General features: G+C 70.6%; 15 protein-coding genes and 1 pseudogene. 8 read left to right on the top strand and 8 right to left on the bottom strand.

From position 1 onward, the window contains the following. Positions 1 to 455 precede the first annotated feature (455 nt). Positions 456 to 818, bottom strand: coding sequence for a hypothetical protein (locus BZY54_RS34705; RefSeq protein ID WP_086729293.1), 363 nt, complete (start codon positions 816 to 818; stop codon positions 456 to 458). Between the two features lie 77 nt (positions 819 to 895). Here BZY54_RS34705 and BZY54_RS34700 point away from each other — a divergent pair, with 77 nt between their 5' ends. Then, the gene (locus tag BZY54_RS34700) at positions 896 to 1,339 is read left to right on the top strand and encodes a large conductance mechanosensitive channel protein MscL (protein ID WP_086729292.1); all 444 of its coding nucleotides are present in this window, start codon (positions 896 to 898) and stop codon (positions 1,337 to 1,339) included. Positions 1,340 to 1,793: 454 nt separating this feature from the next. Next, the gene (locus BZY54_RS34695) at positions 1,794 to 2,339 is read left to right on the top strand and encodes a hypothetical protein (RefSeq protein ID WP_086729291.1); all 546 of its coding nucleotides are present in this window, start codon (positions 1,794 to 1,796) and stop codon (positions 2,337 to 2,339) included. Between the two features lie 208 nt (positions 2,340 to 2,547). Here the strand turns inward: BZY54_RS34695 and BZY54_RS34690 are convergent, their stop codons facing one another. After that, positions 2,548 to 4,032 carry a M20/M25/M40 family metallo-hydrolase gene (locus tag BZY54_RS34690; RefSeq protein WP_244217486.1) on the bottom strand — a complete coding sequence of 495 codons (1,485 nt, stop codon included), beginning with the start codon at positions 4,030 to 4,032 and terminating at the stop codon, positions 2,548 to 2,550. A gap of 7 nt (positions 4,033 to 4,039) precedes the next feature. Beyond that, positions 4,040 to 4,360 (bottom strand): annotated as a pseudogene (locus tag BZY54_RS34685) (GTP cyclohydrolase I); the annotation flags it as partial. Positions 4,361 to 4,425: 65 nt separating this feature from the next. Between BZY54_RS34685 and BZY54_RS34680 the strand changes: the two are divergent. Both BZY54_RS34680 and BZY54_RS34675 read left to right on the top strand, forming a co-directional pair. Next, complete coding sequence (locus tag BZY54_RS34680) at positions 4,426 to 4,860, top strand: VOC family protein (RefSeq protein WP_086729290.1); 435 nt, start codon at positions 4,426 to 4,428, stop codon at positions 4,858 to 4,860. 235 nt (positions 4,861 to 5,095) lie between these two features. Then, entirely contained in the window at positions 5,096 to 5,311 is a 216-nt protein-coding gene (locus tag BZY54_RS34675; RefSeq protein ID WP_086729289.1) for a DUF4177 domain-containing protein, read from the top strand. Positions 5,312 to 5,479: 168 nt separating this feature from the next. On the opposite strand, the gene BZY54_RS51160 is transcribed toward BZY54_RS34675, so the two are convergent. Continuing rightward, positions 5,480 to 5,626 (bottom strand): hypothetical protein, encoded by a 147-nt coding sequence (locus BZY54_RS51160; protein WP_158103962.1) that lies wholly within the window; start codon positions 5,624 to 5,626, stop codon positions 5,480 to 5,482. Between the two features lie 2 nt (positions 5,627 to 5,628). Continuing rightward, the gene (locus BZY54_RS34670; protein ID WP_086729288.1) at positions 5,629 to 5,988 is read right to left on the bottom strand and encodes a hypothetical protein; all 360 of its coding nucleotides are present in this window, start codon (positions 5,986 to 5,988) and stop codon (positions 5,629 to 5,631) included. Between the two features lie 147 nt (positions 5,989 to 6,135). On the opposite strand from BZY54_RS34670, the gene BZY54_RS34665 reads away from it, so the two are divergent. Next, the gene (locus tag BZY54_RS34665) at positions 6,136 to 8,118 is read left to right on the top strand and encodes a sensor histidine kinase (RefSeq protein ID WP_086729287.1); all 1,983 of its coding nucleotides are present in this window, start codon (positions 6,136 to 6,138) and stop codon (positions 8,116 to 8,118) included. Continuing rightward, entirely contained in the window at positions 8,106 to 8,747 is a 642-nt protein-coding gene (locus BZY54_RS34660) for a response regulator (protein ID WP_086729286.1), read from the top strand. Before BZY54_RS34665 ends, BZY54_RS34660 begins: the two co-directional genes overlap by 13 nt. A 178-nt stretch (positions 8,748 to 8,925) precedes the next feature. Here BZY54_RS34660 and BZY54_RS34655 read toward each other — a convergent pair whose 3' ends face one another. Both BZY54_RS34655 and BZY54_RS34650 read right to left on the bottom strand, forming a co-directional pair. After that, entirely contained in the window at positions 8,926 to 9,687 is a 762-nt protein-coding gene (locus BZY54_RS34655) for an SDR family NAD(P)-dependent oxidoreductase (protein ID WP_086729285.1), read from the bottom strand. After that, positions 9,684 to 10,106, bottom strand: a complete 423-nt coding sequence (locus tag BZY54_RS34650; RefSeq protein ID WP_086729284.1) for a VOC family protein — start codon at positions 10,104 to 10,106, stop codon at positions 9,684 to 9,686. The genes BZY54_RS34655 and BZY54_RS34650 overlap by 4 nt, the downstream gene beginning before the upstream one ends. Positions 10,107 to 10,174: 68 nt before the next feature. On the opposite strand from BZY54_RS34650, the gene BZY54_RS34645 reads away from it, so the two are divergent. Continuing rightward, positions 10,175 to 10,855, top strand: coding sequence for a GntR family transcriptional regulator (locus BZY54_RS34645; protein ID WP_086729283.1), 681 nt, complete (start codon positions 10,175 to 10,177; stop codon positions 10,853 to 10,855). A gap of 183 nt (positions 10,856 to 11,038) precedes the next feature. On the opposite strand, the gene BZY54_RS34640 is transcribed toward BZY54_RS34645, so the two are convergent. After that, positions 11,039 to 11,584 (bottom strand): DoxX family protein, encoded by a 546-nt coding sequence (locus tag BZY54_RS34640; protein WP_086729282.1) that lies wholly within the window; start codon positions 11,582 to 11,584, stop codon positions 11,039 to 11,041. Positions 11,585 to 11,866: 282 nt separating this feature from the next. On the opposite strand from BZY54_RS34640, the gene BZY54_RS55135 reads away from it, so the two are divergent. Further along, on the top strand, positions 11,867 to 12,202 hold the full coding sequence (locus tag BZY54_RS55135) for a hypothetical protein (RefSeq protein WP_341868717.1): 336 nt from the start codon (positions 11,867 to 11,869) through the stop codon (positions 12,200 to 12,202). Positions 12,203 to 12,268: the final 66 nt, after the last annotated feature.

The following is a 12,268-nucleotide window of genomic DNA, read 5'->3' as shown; positions in this document are numbered from 1 at the left end:
GAGGGTGGAGAATCCCCTCCCATCAGGGAGGGGAGCCTTCAACTGTGACCGGCAGTTCTCCGCGCGGCGCGGGGTGATGTCCGCGGCGGTGACAGGGAAGAGCTGGGCCATACACGGCCATCCGCCATCTCCCGCCCAGGTCGGTGGCGATCAGCGGGGGAGTACCGCCGACGCTGCTGCGTGTTCGTCATCGCCACGAGTGTCTGGATCCGCTCATGGTCGACGGGCACCCCGGGGAAGCCCGCGAGGCGACTGAGCGCCGAATGAGGCCATCATCTTCCGCAGGCACTCCTCATTCGGGATCACCATGGCGGCGTCGTCCAGGGAGGAGCCCAAGCCATCGGCCACGCCAACCTCGATGGTGAAGTCGTCGCCCCCGGCACTCAGCGGTGCAGGCGCCGGCTTCGAGCGTGGTCGGCTCGTCGAGCGTGCCGACGACGCGTCAGAAATGACACTCAGCCGCACCGTTTGCTGTCACGTCCGTCAAGGCCGATCAGACAGGTCTCGACGCCCACACCGTGTTCGGCGAACTTGGCCAGTCCCGCCTCGATCGCCCTGGCTACCGGCTCGGGATCCCACGGCCCCGGCACCCGATACGGATCGAACCCGACGACGAGGACGCGGGGCGAAGCAGTGGTGTCCATGTCTGGACGATACGCGTCGAGCGACCCGCGAATCAGGAGGTGATGCTCAAGCCACCTGACACCCCGATCCCCGTTCCTGCCGGCTCCGGCAGCACCCACCGCCACCGCCTCTACCGCGGCGGCGATCACCACGCGCGTGTCGCCGGACCGGATGCCGCGATTCCCGCGCGTCACACCCGCACCTCACCACGCAGGGTCGTTAGCGTTCTGATGACCAATCAGTGGAATCGGCGCCGGCGCGGAGAGACAAGATGTTCAGGGGATTCAAGAACTTCCTGATGCGGGGCGACATCGTCGTCGTGGCGGTAGGGCTGATCGTCGCGCTGGCGTTCAGCACCCTCATCAAGTCGTTCACGGACAATGTGATCAACCCGATCATCGCGCGGGCGCAAGGAGGCCGGACCGTCGGGCTCGGGTGGCAGCTCGGGCGGTCCGGGAACAAGGCGACCTTCCTCGACATCGGGTCGTTCATCTCGGCGGTCATCTACTTCATCATCTTCATGGCCGTCGTCTACTTCCTGATCGTCGTCCCGTACAAGAAGTTCCAGGCCCGGCGCGGTGTGGCCGCCTTCAAGGAGCCCGGTGCGGTGAAGACGTGCCCCGCCTGCCTCTCCGAGGACATTCCCGCTGCGGCCGGCAAGTGCCGGTACTGCGGGACGGAGCAGCCCGCGGCGGGCGCCGCGCGGCACCCGTAAGGCGCGGGGCGGGGCACCCGTCAAGCCTCCCCCTGCGGGCATGACCAAGAAGGACGTGGTCCGCGCTTCGGACGTGGAATGCGTCGAGGTCGGCGATCCGGAGCGGGCCACGCGTCTGGGAATGACCGGATCGCCGGCTGTGCTGATCGACTGCGTGGACCCCTTCGCCGTGCCGGGTGCTCCCGCGTCGGTGTCCTGCCGCCCCTGCTCGCTGGATGTCTCGGTCTCACCGACGGCCGGGGCACCCCGCTATGCGCGCGGGTTGTGGGCCCCACGCATGGACGCGGGCGCAGCGGAGCACCGGCGCCGTTACCCGAGTGGCCCCGCATCGCGGCGGCGGGCGTGCGCGACGGCGCCGGTGCGCCTAACGTCGATATCGCAGGACCAGTGGCGGTGTCCGAGGCGGCTCCACGTCGTCCGCGGGTACCGGTTCGGCGTGGGAGGCCGGTCAGCCATGAGACTCACCGCGGCACGCCGGCGCGACCGCGACAGGCCGCTGCTCGTCCACAAATGGCGTCAGGCGGCGGACCGGCATCTGACCCCCGTGCAACGGTCGATGCTGATCACCTGGATCTCGTTCGGGGCGACCTTCGGCACCGTCCGCGTCATCACGCACGGGATCCGCGGCGGCTGGCTGCCCTGGGGGAACATCTCCGCGGGCGGCGAGCACCTGCACCACTACAACATCGGCATCGCCACCCTCGCCGGGCTGGGCCTGATCGCCGTGCGCGGTGACGAACATGCCGTCGGGCACCCCGCCGTCGCGGCCGCCTACGGCTGTGGCACCGCGCTGATCTGCGACGAGTTCGCACTGCTGCTGGACCTGCAGGACGTCTACTGGGCCAAGGAGGGCCGGCTCAGTGTCGACGTCTCCTTCGGGGTCCTCTCCGCGCTGGGCGCCTACCTGACGGCGAAGCCGTTCTGGCACGAGATCGGCCGGATCACGCGGCACCACCTCGTCACCACGGCCCGAGGCGCTGTCACCACCCGCACCGCCTGACGCACCACCGACGTGCGAGGAAGGCGGCGGTGGCCGCAGGACCGGTTCAGCCCGGACTACTACAGCGCCCCCCGGAGATGGCCGTGAGCAGGCCCGCATCCGCGGCTGCCGGCGGGACGGGGCAGGCCGCGGTGCCGAGGGCCGTTGGGCTGTGCGGTCCTTCGCGGGTGCTGCTGACGAACGAGCCCAGCCCGAACGGCTCCCCGGGTCAGCGCTGAGGCGTCGGGAAGGCGACCGGGCTGCGGTTGCCGGCGCGGTTGACCGCGCGGACGCCGAAGAACACGTTGTCCTTCGACAGGTCGACCGTGTGGCGCGTGGTGTCGCCTACATCGATCACGTGCTCCCACTCCGGCGCGGTCGTCTCCCGCCACACGACCTCGTACCCGGTCAGGTCGGGCTCCGGTCCGCGGTCCCAGACCAGTTCGGTGTCGTTGGTCAGCGAGGAAGTGAGGATCTTGACGCCCTGCGGGGTGCCAGGCGCCTGCGCGAGCGTCCACAGTGCAGCGCCGTTGACCTTCGCGACGCGGGTGATGTAGGCGAAGTCGCAGAACTCGGGGAGGTCGCCGTACTGCTTGCCGTTCTCGACGCGGACGTCCTGGTGCTGGTGCGCGAAGTCCTCGGCCGGTTCGGTGAAGCGGGCGGCGGGATAGGCGCGTTCGAGGAAGGGGATGTGGTCGCCGCCGCGCAGGTAGCGGTCGCGTCGGTAGACCACGCGGACGTGCATGCCGGTGGCGTCGTTGTCGGCGACGTCCCGGACGAAGCGAGCGAGCTGGCGGGCCGGCGAGTCGTTCTCACCGCCGACGGAGCGGCGTATCTCGGCCTGGGCGGGGGTCTCTGAGGTCGGCACGCCCTCGGCGAACAGCCGGACCGTGCCGGGGTCCCGGTCGCCGTCGTCGGCCGTCGAGCTGCCGACGATGTCGTTGGTGAACATGCCCTGGACGTCCGCGCCGGCGTCCTTGAACACCTGGGCCATGTGCGTCGACCCGTACAGCCCCTGCTCTTCGCCCGCGACGGCCGCGAAGACGATCGTGGCAGCCGGGCGCCGGGTGGCCATGACGCGGGCCAGTTCCATGGCCACGGCCACACCGGAGGCGTCGTCGTCGGCGCCTGGCGCGTCGCTGGTGAAGTCCATGACGTCGGTGCAGCGGGAGTCGTAGTGGCCGGAGACGACGTACACGCGGTCGGGGTCGACCGAGCCGCGCAGGGTCGCCACCACATTGGTGATCCTGGTCGGAGTGGGTATCCGCGACGCGGGCTGCTGGACGTATGACTGGAGTTCGACGGTCATCCGTCCGCCGGACGCCGCGGCGTACTTCTTCATCTCGGCGTAGATCCAGTCGCGGGCGGCTCCGATGCCGCGCTTGGGGTCGTCCTGCGTCGAGAGGGTGTGGCGGGTGCCGAAGGCGGCGAGGCGGCGCACGATCGACTCGATGCGATCCTGGTCGATCTCCGCGAGCAGTGCGCGCAGTTCGCGACCGACGCGCTGGGCAGTGGCCGGACGGTCATCACCGCGCGCAGCGGGCGCCGGGCCGGCCGCGGCGGCGGGTGCGGCCGATCCGGCCACCGCCGCACCCACGGCGGCCGTCGCTGCGGCGGCCGACAGGACGGATCTGCGGGTGCTGCCTGCGAACTGGTGCGCCATGGGTGTCCCTTCGGCCACGATGTCAGCGGGGTGTCCGGGCGCCATGCTCATGGACCGATCATTCCTCTGGCAAGGCTTGCGCACGCGCCTCTTTGCGAGGAACTCGCCCGGGAGAGCGGGCGGTTGGAGCGCGGCCGAGCAGGGTGGAGGTCATGGTGATGGAGCCGGTGGCCTGGACTCCGGGCAGGGGCATGCGGGAGTGTTCGGTCTCGATCACCGCCCTGACGCCCTTGGGTTCCTGGTGTCTCTGGAGTCAGTCGGCGACCTGTTTGGTCAGGCGCTCCTGGACCTGGGGGCGGCAGGCGAAGTGCTCGACGATGCGGGCCGGCTTGGAAAGGCCGAGGATCCGGGCGCCGGGCAGGTAGCCGACCCGCACTGAGATGCCAAGCCATGCGGATCCACAGCGGGAAATGAGCAACAGAGTCCCCCTGCTAGGGTGCGCCGATGTCATCGATCAAGAAGTTCCAAGTCACCTTCGACTGCGCAGAACCCGAGCGCGTCGCTCGCTTTTGGTGCGAGGTGCTGGGATACGTCGTACCGCCGCCACCGGAGGGCTTTGCTACGTGGGACGACTTCGATCGCTCGCTGCCGCCCGAGCGGCAGGGAGCAGCGTTCGCCTGCAGTGATCCCTCAGGCGTGGGCCCGCGGCTGTACTTCCAGCGCGTTCCCGAAGGCAAGGTCGTCAAGAATCGGCTGCATCTTGACGTGCGGGTCGGCACCGGGCTCGTGGGTGAAGAGCGCCTCGCCACGCTCGAGGCCGAGTGCGCACGGCTGGTCGCGCTCGACGCGGTGCGCGTGCGACTGCTGCTTGCCGATGACGACAACGAGTCGTGCATCGTGATGCAGGACATCGAGGGCAACGAGTTCTGTCTCGACTGAGCATCCTCCGAGAGGGCGAGGCGGGAGCCGTCTTCTACCGACCGGGGCAATTTCTCTGTTCTTCAATCACCCTCCCCTCCAGCCTCGTACGCCATCACGACCACGAGAGCGGTGGCCGGACGTGCAGATCCTTCGCGAAAGAGGGGCCGTCGGTGTGCAGCAGCGCCCGGGATGATTGTCTGGCTCCGGCAATCTCACCCCGACCCGGCCCGGCCGGCAGGAGGACTCCGCAGCCATGAACAGCCCCTACGCGTACGAATACAAGGTCGTCACCTTCCGGGAGTCGTTGATCGGCGACGCGCTGGACAGCGACAAACTGGAGAAGGTGCTGAACAAGCATGCCGAGGACGGCTGGGGTCTGAAGGCCATCACCTCCGCCGACGTCAAAGGCCGCATAGGTCCCGGCGCCGTCGAGGGACTGCTGCTGACCTTCGAGCGTCCGCGCGCGTAACCGGACTGCCGTTGCCGAGCCCCGGGAGACGGCCCGGACTTCCGAGCGCTCCGCTCCCGACGGACAAGGCCCAGGTCGAAGACCTGGGCCTTGTCGCGTGAGGCCAACCGCCGACCGAGTGCCTGGCGGACCGCAAGCTTCGGACGGTCGGTGTCGGACAGCTGCGGGTCACGGCTTGTACGCGGCCGGTGCGAGCGCGGGCGGCGGTGCGAGGACTGCCGCCGTCACTGTCCACAAGCCGCGCAGGTCGCCGGCGGGGTGGCGGATCGGCGCGCCGGGCGCGCCGATGGTGGTGTCCGCCGTGGCGGAGGTCATGGTCAACCCGTCACGGCGCGTGGCCGCAGTGCCGAGGCGACCAGCGCGACGCCGGCGAGGGTGACGAGGAGGGCGACCGCGACCAGGCCGATCAGCGCTCCGGGCACGTCGTCGGCGAAGAACGCCGGAACGGCGCTGAGTCCCGACAGCAGTCGGGTGACGATCACGGTCACCGCGCCGGCGCGGCTGCCCCGCCAGGCCAGAGCGACGCCGGCCAGGGTGATCAGTCCGAGTGCGGCGCCCACGACGGCCACCGCCATCGGAGGGTGATCACCGTCGCCGAACGGCAGCGAGATCACGTCGATGAGCCCGAGCAGGCCGGACAGGACCAGTCCGGTGACAAGAAGGCGGGTGCGGTTCACGTGGTCCTCCTGGGTGAGGGACGAAGTACCGGTGTCGTGCCCGCAGTCTGGGTTCGGCGGCGGGAGCCGCGGATCGGGGCCGGCCCGGGACCGTTCTCCGTGCTGCCACGTATTCACTCCCGGTGACCGCGGCCCTACCCTGAGCGCGTGGCAACTCGGGGTCTGTTCGCTGTCGCCGCCGCGGTCCTGACGAGCGTGCTGGCGGTTGCCGGAGTGGTTCTGGCCGTGCTCGGCGGTGACAGGGGTGCCACCACGGCGTTCGTGATCGGTGTGGCGTTCGGCCTGCCCTCCGTCGTGCTGGGCGTGGTGGTGGCGGTGCGCCGTCCGCACAGCGCGGTCGGACTGCTGCTGGTGCTGGTCGGCGCGACGGCGGTGTGGCTCACGGTCAGTGAGCTGTGCGCGCTGGTCCTCGCACGGCGCACGGGTCTTGAGTTCGCGCAGTGGTACGCGGCCCTGTCGCAGGGCGACTGGATGTTCCTGTACGTTCCGGCCGCGCTGCTGATGCTGGTCTTCCCCGACGGGAGGCTGCCGGGGCGACGCCGGCGGTGGGTGGTGGCCGGGCTGCTGGCCGTACCGCCGGTGTTCATGCTGATCGCGGCGCTGGACCCGGCACCGTTCCGGCCGCCGTTCGAGGCGACCCCGCACCCTCTGGGAGTGTCCGAGCCATGGCTTTCGGTGCTGCGTGTGGTGGCGTTCGCCCTGCTGCCGGTCTTCCTCGGGTTGCTCATCGCGTCCGCGGCGGCGGTGGTGGTCCGCTACCGGCGGGCGGTCGACGAGGTGAGGCGGGCTCAGCTCAAGTGGTTCGCGCTCGGTGCCGTCTTCCTGCCGCTGACCCTGCTGCTGTGCTGGGCCGGCTACCTGTTCCTCGGCGGACCCGAACTGGCCCTCGTCGGCCTGGCGGCGACGGCCCTGGCGATTCCGGCCGCGACCACGATCGCGGTACTGCGGCACGACCTCTACGACATCGACCGGGCGATCAGCACCGCCGTCACCTACGGCCTGGTGACCACGATCCTGCTGGGCTTCTACACGGCCGCCTCGTTCGTGGCCGGCCTGGGTGCCGGACGGTCCTCACCGGCCGCGGCCGCCGCGGCCACCGCCGTCTGCGCCGCCGCGCTGTCCCCGCTGCGCACCCGGCTCCAGCGGTGGGTCGACAGGCGGTTCTACCCCGCTCGGCAGGCCGCGCTGACGGCCGTTCAAGGTCTGCGCGGCCGTATGGACGCCGGGCGGGCCCGGCCGGAGCAGTTGGAGCAGGCGCTGCGCGAGGCGTTGCGCGATCCGCTGCTCCGGGTCGGCTACCGGCTTCCCGGCGGTTTCGGTCTGGTCGACGCGGCGGGCGCGGCGCTGGACCCGGGGCAGGCGCATGTGGCGCCCATCCGGCTCGGCGGGCACGAGATCGGGGCGATCGTGCGGGGCACGACCGGCAGCCGGGAACTGCTGCGCGAGGTGGCCTCCGCCTGCGCGCTGTTGGTGGAGGTGGTCCGGCTGCGCATCGAGGTCAGCCGGGCGCTGGACGAGGCCGAGGCCAGCCGCGGCAGGCTCCTGCACGCCGGGTACGAGGAACGGCGGCGGCTCGAACGCGACCTGCACGACGGGGCGCAGCAGCGTCTGGTCTGCCTGGGCATGGCGATCCGCCTGGCGCAGCGCCACCTGGACGACGGCACGGTCGACGTCGACGACCTGCTCGACCGGTCGGTGGCCGAACTGGCCGAGGCGGTCGCCGAGTTGCGGCAGATCGCGCACGGTCTGCGGCCGAGCAGCCTGGACGACGGGCTCGGCCACGCGCTGGCCATGCTGGCCGGCCAGGCACCGGTGCCAGTGGCGCTGGAGGTCTGCGCCGACGAGTTGCCCGACGATGTGGCGATGACCGCCTACTACGTGGCCAGTGAGGCGATGACCAACGCGGTCAAGCACGCCGGCCCGGTCCCGATCGGCGTCCGGGTCAGCCTGGCCGGTGACCGGGTCACGGTGCGGGTGGGCGACGAGGGGCCGGGCGGCGCGGCGATGCGTCCCGGTGCCGGGCTGGCCGGGCTCGCGGATCGGGTCAAGGCGGCCGGGGGCACACTGCGTTTGTCCAGCCCGGCGGGTGGCGGCACCCTGGTGGAGGCGGTGCTGCCGTGCGCGTGGTGATCGGTGAGGACTCGGCCCTGTTCCGGGAGGGCCTGGCGCGCCTGCTGGCCGATGCGGGCCACGAGGTCGTGGCCAAGACGCAGAACGCCCCGGAACTGGTCTCCGCGGTCACGGCCACCCGTCCCGATCTGGCGGTCATCGACATCCGGATGCCGCCTGATCTCACCGACGACGGCGTCCGGGCGGCCCGGCGGATCCGTGACACCCACACGGAGCTCGGGATCGTCCTGCTGTCCCAGCACGTCGAGACCCGGCACTCCGTCGACCTGGTGTCCCGGGGGAGGTTCGGCTACCTGCTCAAGGACCGGGTGTTCGACGTCGACGACTTCCTGGACGCGCTGCGCCGGGTGGCGGCCGGGGGTTCCGCCCTCGACCCGGAAGTGGTCTCGCGGCTGATCGGGGCACACCGGGCCGCCGATCCGCTGGCGCCCCTGACCGCCCGGGAGCGCGAGGTGCTGGCGCTGATGGCGGAAGGCCGCACCAACGTCGGCATCGCCCGGCGGCTGTGGCTCACTCACCGCACGGTGGAGACCCACGTCAGTTCGATCCTGACCAAGCTGGGCCTGGCCAACTCGACGGAGGACCACCGCCGCGTGCTGGCCGTGCTCCTCTACCTCAACCGGTCCTGAGACGGCTGCTCCGGCCCTGAACAGAGGGGACGGCGGCGTGCCCGTGCGACGCCCCGGCCTCGTTCGTGGGCCGGTCGGTCACGGGTGGTGACGCTGAAGAAGCCCGCCGCGGAGGAAGGACGGCCTTCGTCGTGTCGATGTGAAGTCCTTCGCAGGGTGCAGGTGTGTCTGGGAGTCCTCAGGTCCGTAGATAGGAGGCACCGTTGAGGTCGAGTACCGTTCCGGAGGACCAGGCGGCCTGCGGTGAGGCCAGGTAGAGCACGGCGGCGGCTACCTCTTCGGGCGTCCCCACCCGTCCGAACGGGCTCTGGCTGCGCAACGTCTCGCCGCCTGGGCCCGCCATCTTGGGGGCCTGCCGTTCGGTCGCGACGAAGCCCGGTGCCACCGAGGTCACCGCGATGCCGTGCGGTGCCAGCGCGACGGCCATCGACTGCCCGAAAGCGTGCAGCGCTGCCTTGCTCGCGCCGTACGCGGGAAAGTCGGGCTCACCACGGAAAGCGCCGCGGGAGCCGATGTTGACGATGCTGCCCGTGCCGCCGCGGTCGATGAGGTGCCGGGCGACGCAGTAGGTCACGTTCGCCGCGCCGAGCAGGTTGACGTCGACCATGCGGTGCCAGATGCGCTGCCAGTCCGCGTAGGACACGTCGGTCACGGAGTGCCGGGTGTCGGCTGACGGTGCGGCGGCTGCGTTGTTGACCAGGACGTCGATCCCGCCCAGCGTCCGCACGGCGCCTTCGACAATGTCTTGCGCCGCTTGCGGATCGCCGAGATCGCCCGAGAGCAGGGCGTGGCCGGAGCCGGGCAGTCGCCGCAGCGTTTCCTCGGCGTCGGCGCGGTTGGCCGCGTAGTGCACTCCCACGCGGTCTCCGAGCTCGGCGAACGCCAGGGCCACAGCCCGGCCGATCCCGCGCGACGCCCCGGTGACCAGCACCCGCCTCATCGCGTGAAGACCTGGGACTCGTCGCGGAACGCCTTGAACTCCAGCGCGTTGCCGGCCGGATCGGTAAGGAACATCGTCCACTGCTCCGCCGGCTCGCCGGGGAAGCGGCGATAGGGCTCGATGACGAACTCGACACCCGCCGCGCGGAGTCGGTCGGCGAGCGTGTGGAAGTCCTCGGTCGACAGCAGCAGCCCGAAGTGCGGAACAGGCACCGCGTGCCCGTCGACCTCGCTGCTCCCGGCGGGCACAGGGCCACCGGGGACCACATGGGTCACCAACTGGTGGCCGTGCAGGTCCCAATCGACCCAGTGGCCGGTGGACCGTCCCTCGCTCAGCCCGAGGACATTCCCGTAGAACTGGCGTGCGGCTTCCAGATCGTCGACCGGTATGGCCAGGTGGACGGCGGGACGCACGGACATATGAACGCTCCTTCGACTCGGTGCGCTCTGACCTTGTATCAGTCAATGTCGAATGTCAACATTAGGACATGACTGTCGCACCGCTCCCCAAAGCCAGTCGCCGTGGACTGGCGCAAGAGGCCGCCGACCTCATACGCGAGGCGATCTTCACCGGCCACTTCCCGCCCGGAGCGCAGCTGCGTGAGGTCGAACTCGCCGCCTCGCTGGGAGTCAGCCGCGGATCGGTGCGTGAAGGACTCGCGCTCCTCGAACGCGAGGGGCTCGTCCACAGCGTCTGGCACCGGGGCACCACCGTCGTCGACGTCACCGCCCAGGACGTCGAGGAGGTCTACGCCCTGCGCGCCGCGCTGGACCGCCTCGCGGCGACCAGTGCGCAGAGGAACGCGACTGCCGACCAGCTGACCGAACTCGACACCCTCGTCCGCGCGATGGCGCAAGAGATCAGCGGCGACGCGTCCGGGACGACGCTGCTCGCACTGGACATCGCCTTCCACGACCGGATCTACGACGCCGCGAACAACCGCAGGCTCGTCGAGGCATGGCGCGCCGTGCGCTCGCAGATCTACCTGTTCCAGCTCCGCCGTATCGCCCTCGGTTATGAGCACTACCGTGCTCGCGTCGTGGACGAACACCGCGAGCTGGTGACGCTCCTGCGTGCAGACGACCGTGAGACGCTGGCCCGGCGCGCCGAAGAACACGTCGACTCCGCGCGCTGCAGCCTGCTCGCCGGCCTGAGCCCCTCGATGTGACGCCGCAGGCCACTGGCAGCGCGCCATGAGCGACATCGCTGCCGCCCCCGACCGGCGGTGACGACGGTGCGCGCCACGTGAGAGGAGGCCGGCGCGTCCGAGGCGCCGGCCTCCTTTCTTCTGCCCCACCCGCCTTCCGCCTGGGTGCTCAGGTCGAAGGCGGCGCTGCGGGGGAGCGGCGGCTCAGTTGCGGATGAGCAGGACCAGACCGGCGAGCACGACGGCGAGCGCCACGGCGGCGGCTCCGTACACCAGCCGGTGCGCGCGCAGCCCGGGCAGGAAACGGTCGGCGGCGATCCTGCCGGGCCCGGTGAGGGCGAGGCCGGCCGCACCGGCGGTCAGCAGGACTTCGTACTCGACGCCCTGCGGAGCGAAGAAGCCGCCGCCCCACTTGACGGCCAGGGCGTTGATCATCGTGCCGAGGACGGCGGCGCCGGCGAGCGGCGTCAGCAGGCCGAGCACCAGGCCGAGCCCGCCGAGGGTCTCGCTCAGTCCGGCGATCGCGGCCATCGCCTCGCCCGAGGGGTAGCCGCTCATCGTGAAGAACTGCCCGGTGCCCTTGAGACCCCCGCCGCCGAACCAGCCGAACAGTTTCTGCGCACCGTGCGCTGCGACGGTCAGTCCGAGGACCACGCGGACGATCAGCAACCCGGCGTCGTAGGCGTGCGGCGAGGTGCCCTCGGCGACGGCGGAGGAGGAAGCGGTGGAGCGGGTGAGGGTGGCAGCCATGTGGAACGGATCTTTCTGAAAGGGACGAGAGGCTCACTTGAACCTTCAAGCTTCTACCTGAGGATAGTCGATACGTGAAACTTCAATGATTTATGCGTCGCTCCCGGGCGTGCCGGTGTCACCGTGTCGCTCCGGCCGAGGCGGCTGCTCGGCGCCCCTCGACCACCCCGTCCCGGGAGCACCCCACCCTGGGGTCGTCCTTATATCGGACGTATCTGGTTTTTTCCGCCTTCTTAGGGTCGATTCAGACGGTTCTCATGATCGCGGGGCATTCTCTTCTCCGTGACCGAGAGCTTTCACGGCGGCGAGGATGTCGGCGACACCACTCGACCCATCGAGCGTCGGCGGTGTGGGCTCGGCGCGAAGCTCCGCTTCGGCTTCCAGAGCCGGGCGGGCGCCCTGCCGGGCGAGATGCGTAAGGAGTACGACATGAGCAACCAGGTTCTGCACGTCGGCCCCGCCGGAGTCCTCCTGGTCCCGGAGGCGTACGAGAACGACGCACCGGCGACGCGAGTCCCGGAGGTGTCGGTTCCGCACCTGATGGGCTTGCGCACCAGCGCGGCGCGCCCCCACCGCCGCAAGGTGCCGCTGAGCCGTCTCGCCCCGGCGCTGGGCTGAGCCGGGACTGCCGGCCCGGCCGCGGGCGCTCTGGGCCCGGTGTGGATTGCGGACATCTACGACCGG

The organism is Streptomyces carpinensis (assembly GCF_002154505.1).
GTDB classification, from domain to species: Bacteria; Actinomycetota; Actinomycetes; order Streptomycetales; family Streptomycetaceae; genus Streptomyces; species Streptomyces carpinensis.
Note: the sequence above shows the minus strand (reverse complement) of the source record. Positions and strands in the feature narration are given on the sequence as shown.

Coding starts and splice junctions, on each gene's coding strand:
- BZY54_RS34700 (WP_086729292.1), top strand. CDS start 896: ATGTTCAGGGGATTCAAGAACTTCCTGATGCGGGGCGACATCGTCGTC.
- BZY54_RS34655 (WP_086729285.1), bottom strand. CDS start 9,687: ATGAGGCGGGTGCTGGTCACCGGGGCGTCGCGCGGGATCGGCCGGGCT.
- BZY54_RS34645 (WP_086729283.1), top strand. CDS start 10,175: ATGACTGTCGCACCGCTCCCCAAAGCCAGTCGCCGTGGACTGGCGCAA.
- BZY54_RS34675 (WP_086729289.1), top strand. CDS start 5,096: ATGAACAGCCCCTACGCGTACGAATACAAGGTCGTCACCTTCCGGGAG.
- BZY54_RS34680 (WP_086729290.1), top strand. CDS start 4,426: ATGTCATCGATCAAGAAGTTCCAAGTCACCTTCGACTGCGCAGAACCC.
- BZY54_RS34695 (WP_086729291.1), top strand. CDS start 1,794: ATGAGACTCACCGCGGCACGCCGGCGCGACCGCGACAGGCCGCTGCTC.
- BZY54_RS34690 (WP_244217486.1), bottom strand. CDS start 4,032: ATGAGCATGGCGCCCGGACACCCCGCTGACATCGTGGCCGAAGGGACA.
- BZY54_RS34640 (WP_086729282.1), bottom strand. CDS start 11,584: ATGGCTGCCACCCTCACCCGCTCCACCGCTTCCTCCTCCGCCGTCGCC.
- BZY54_RS51160 (WP_158103962.1), bottom strand. CDS start 5,626: ATGACCTCCGCCACGGCGGACACCACCATCGGCGCGCCCGGCGCGCCG.
- BZY54_RS34650 (WP_086729284.1), bottom strand. CDS start 10,106: ATGTCCGTGCGTCCCGCCGTCCACCTGGCCATACCGGTCGACGATCTG.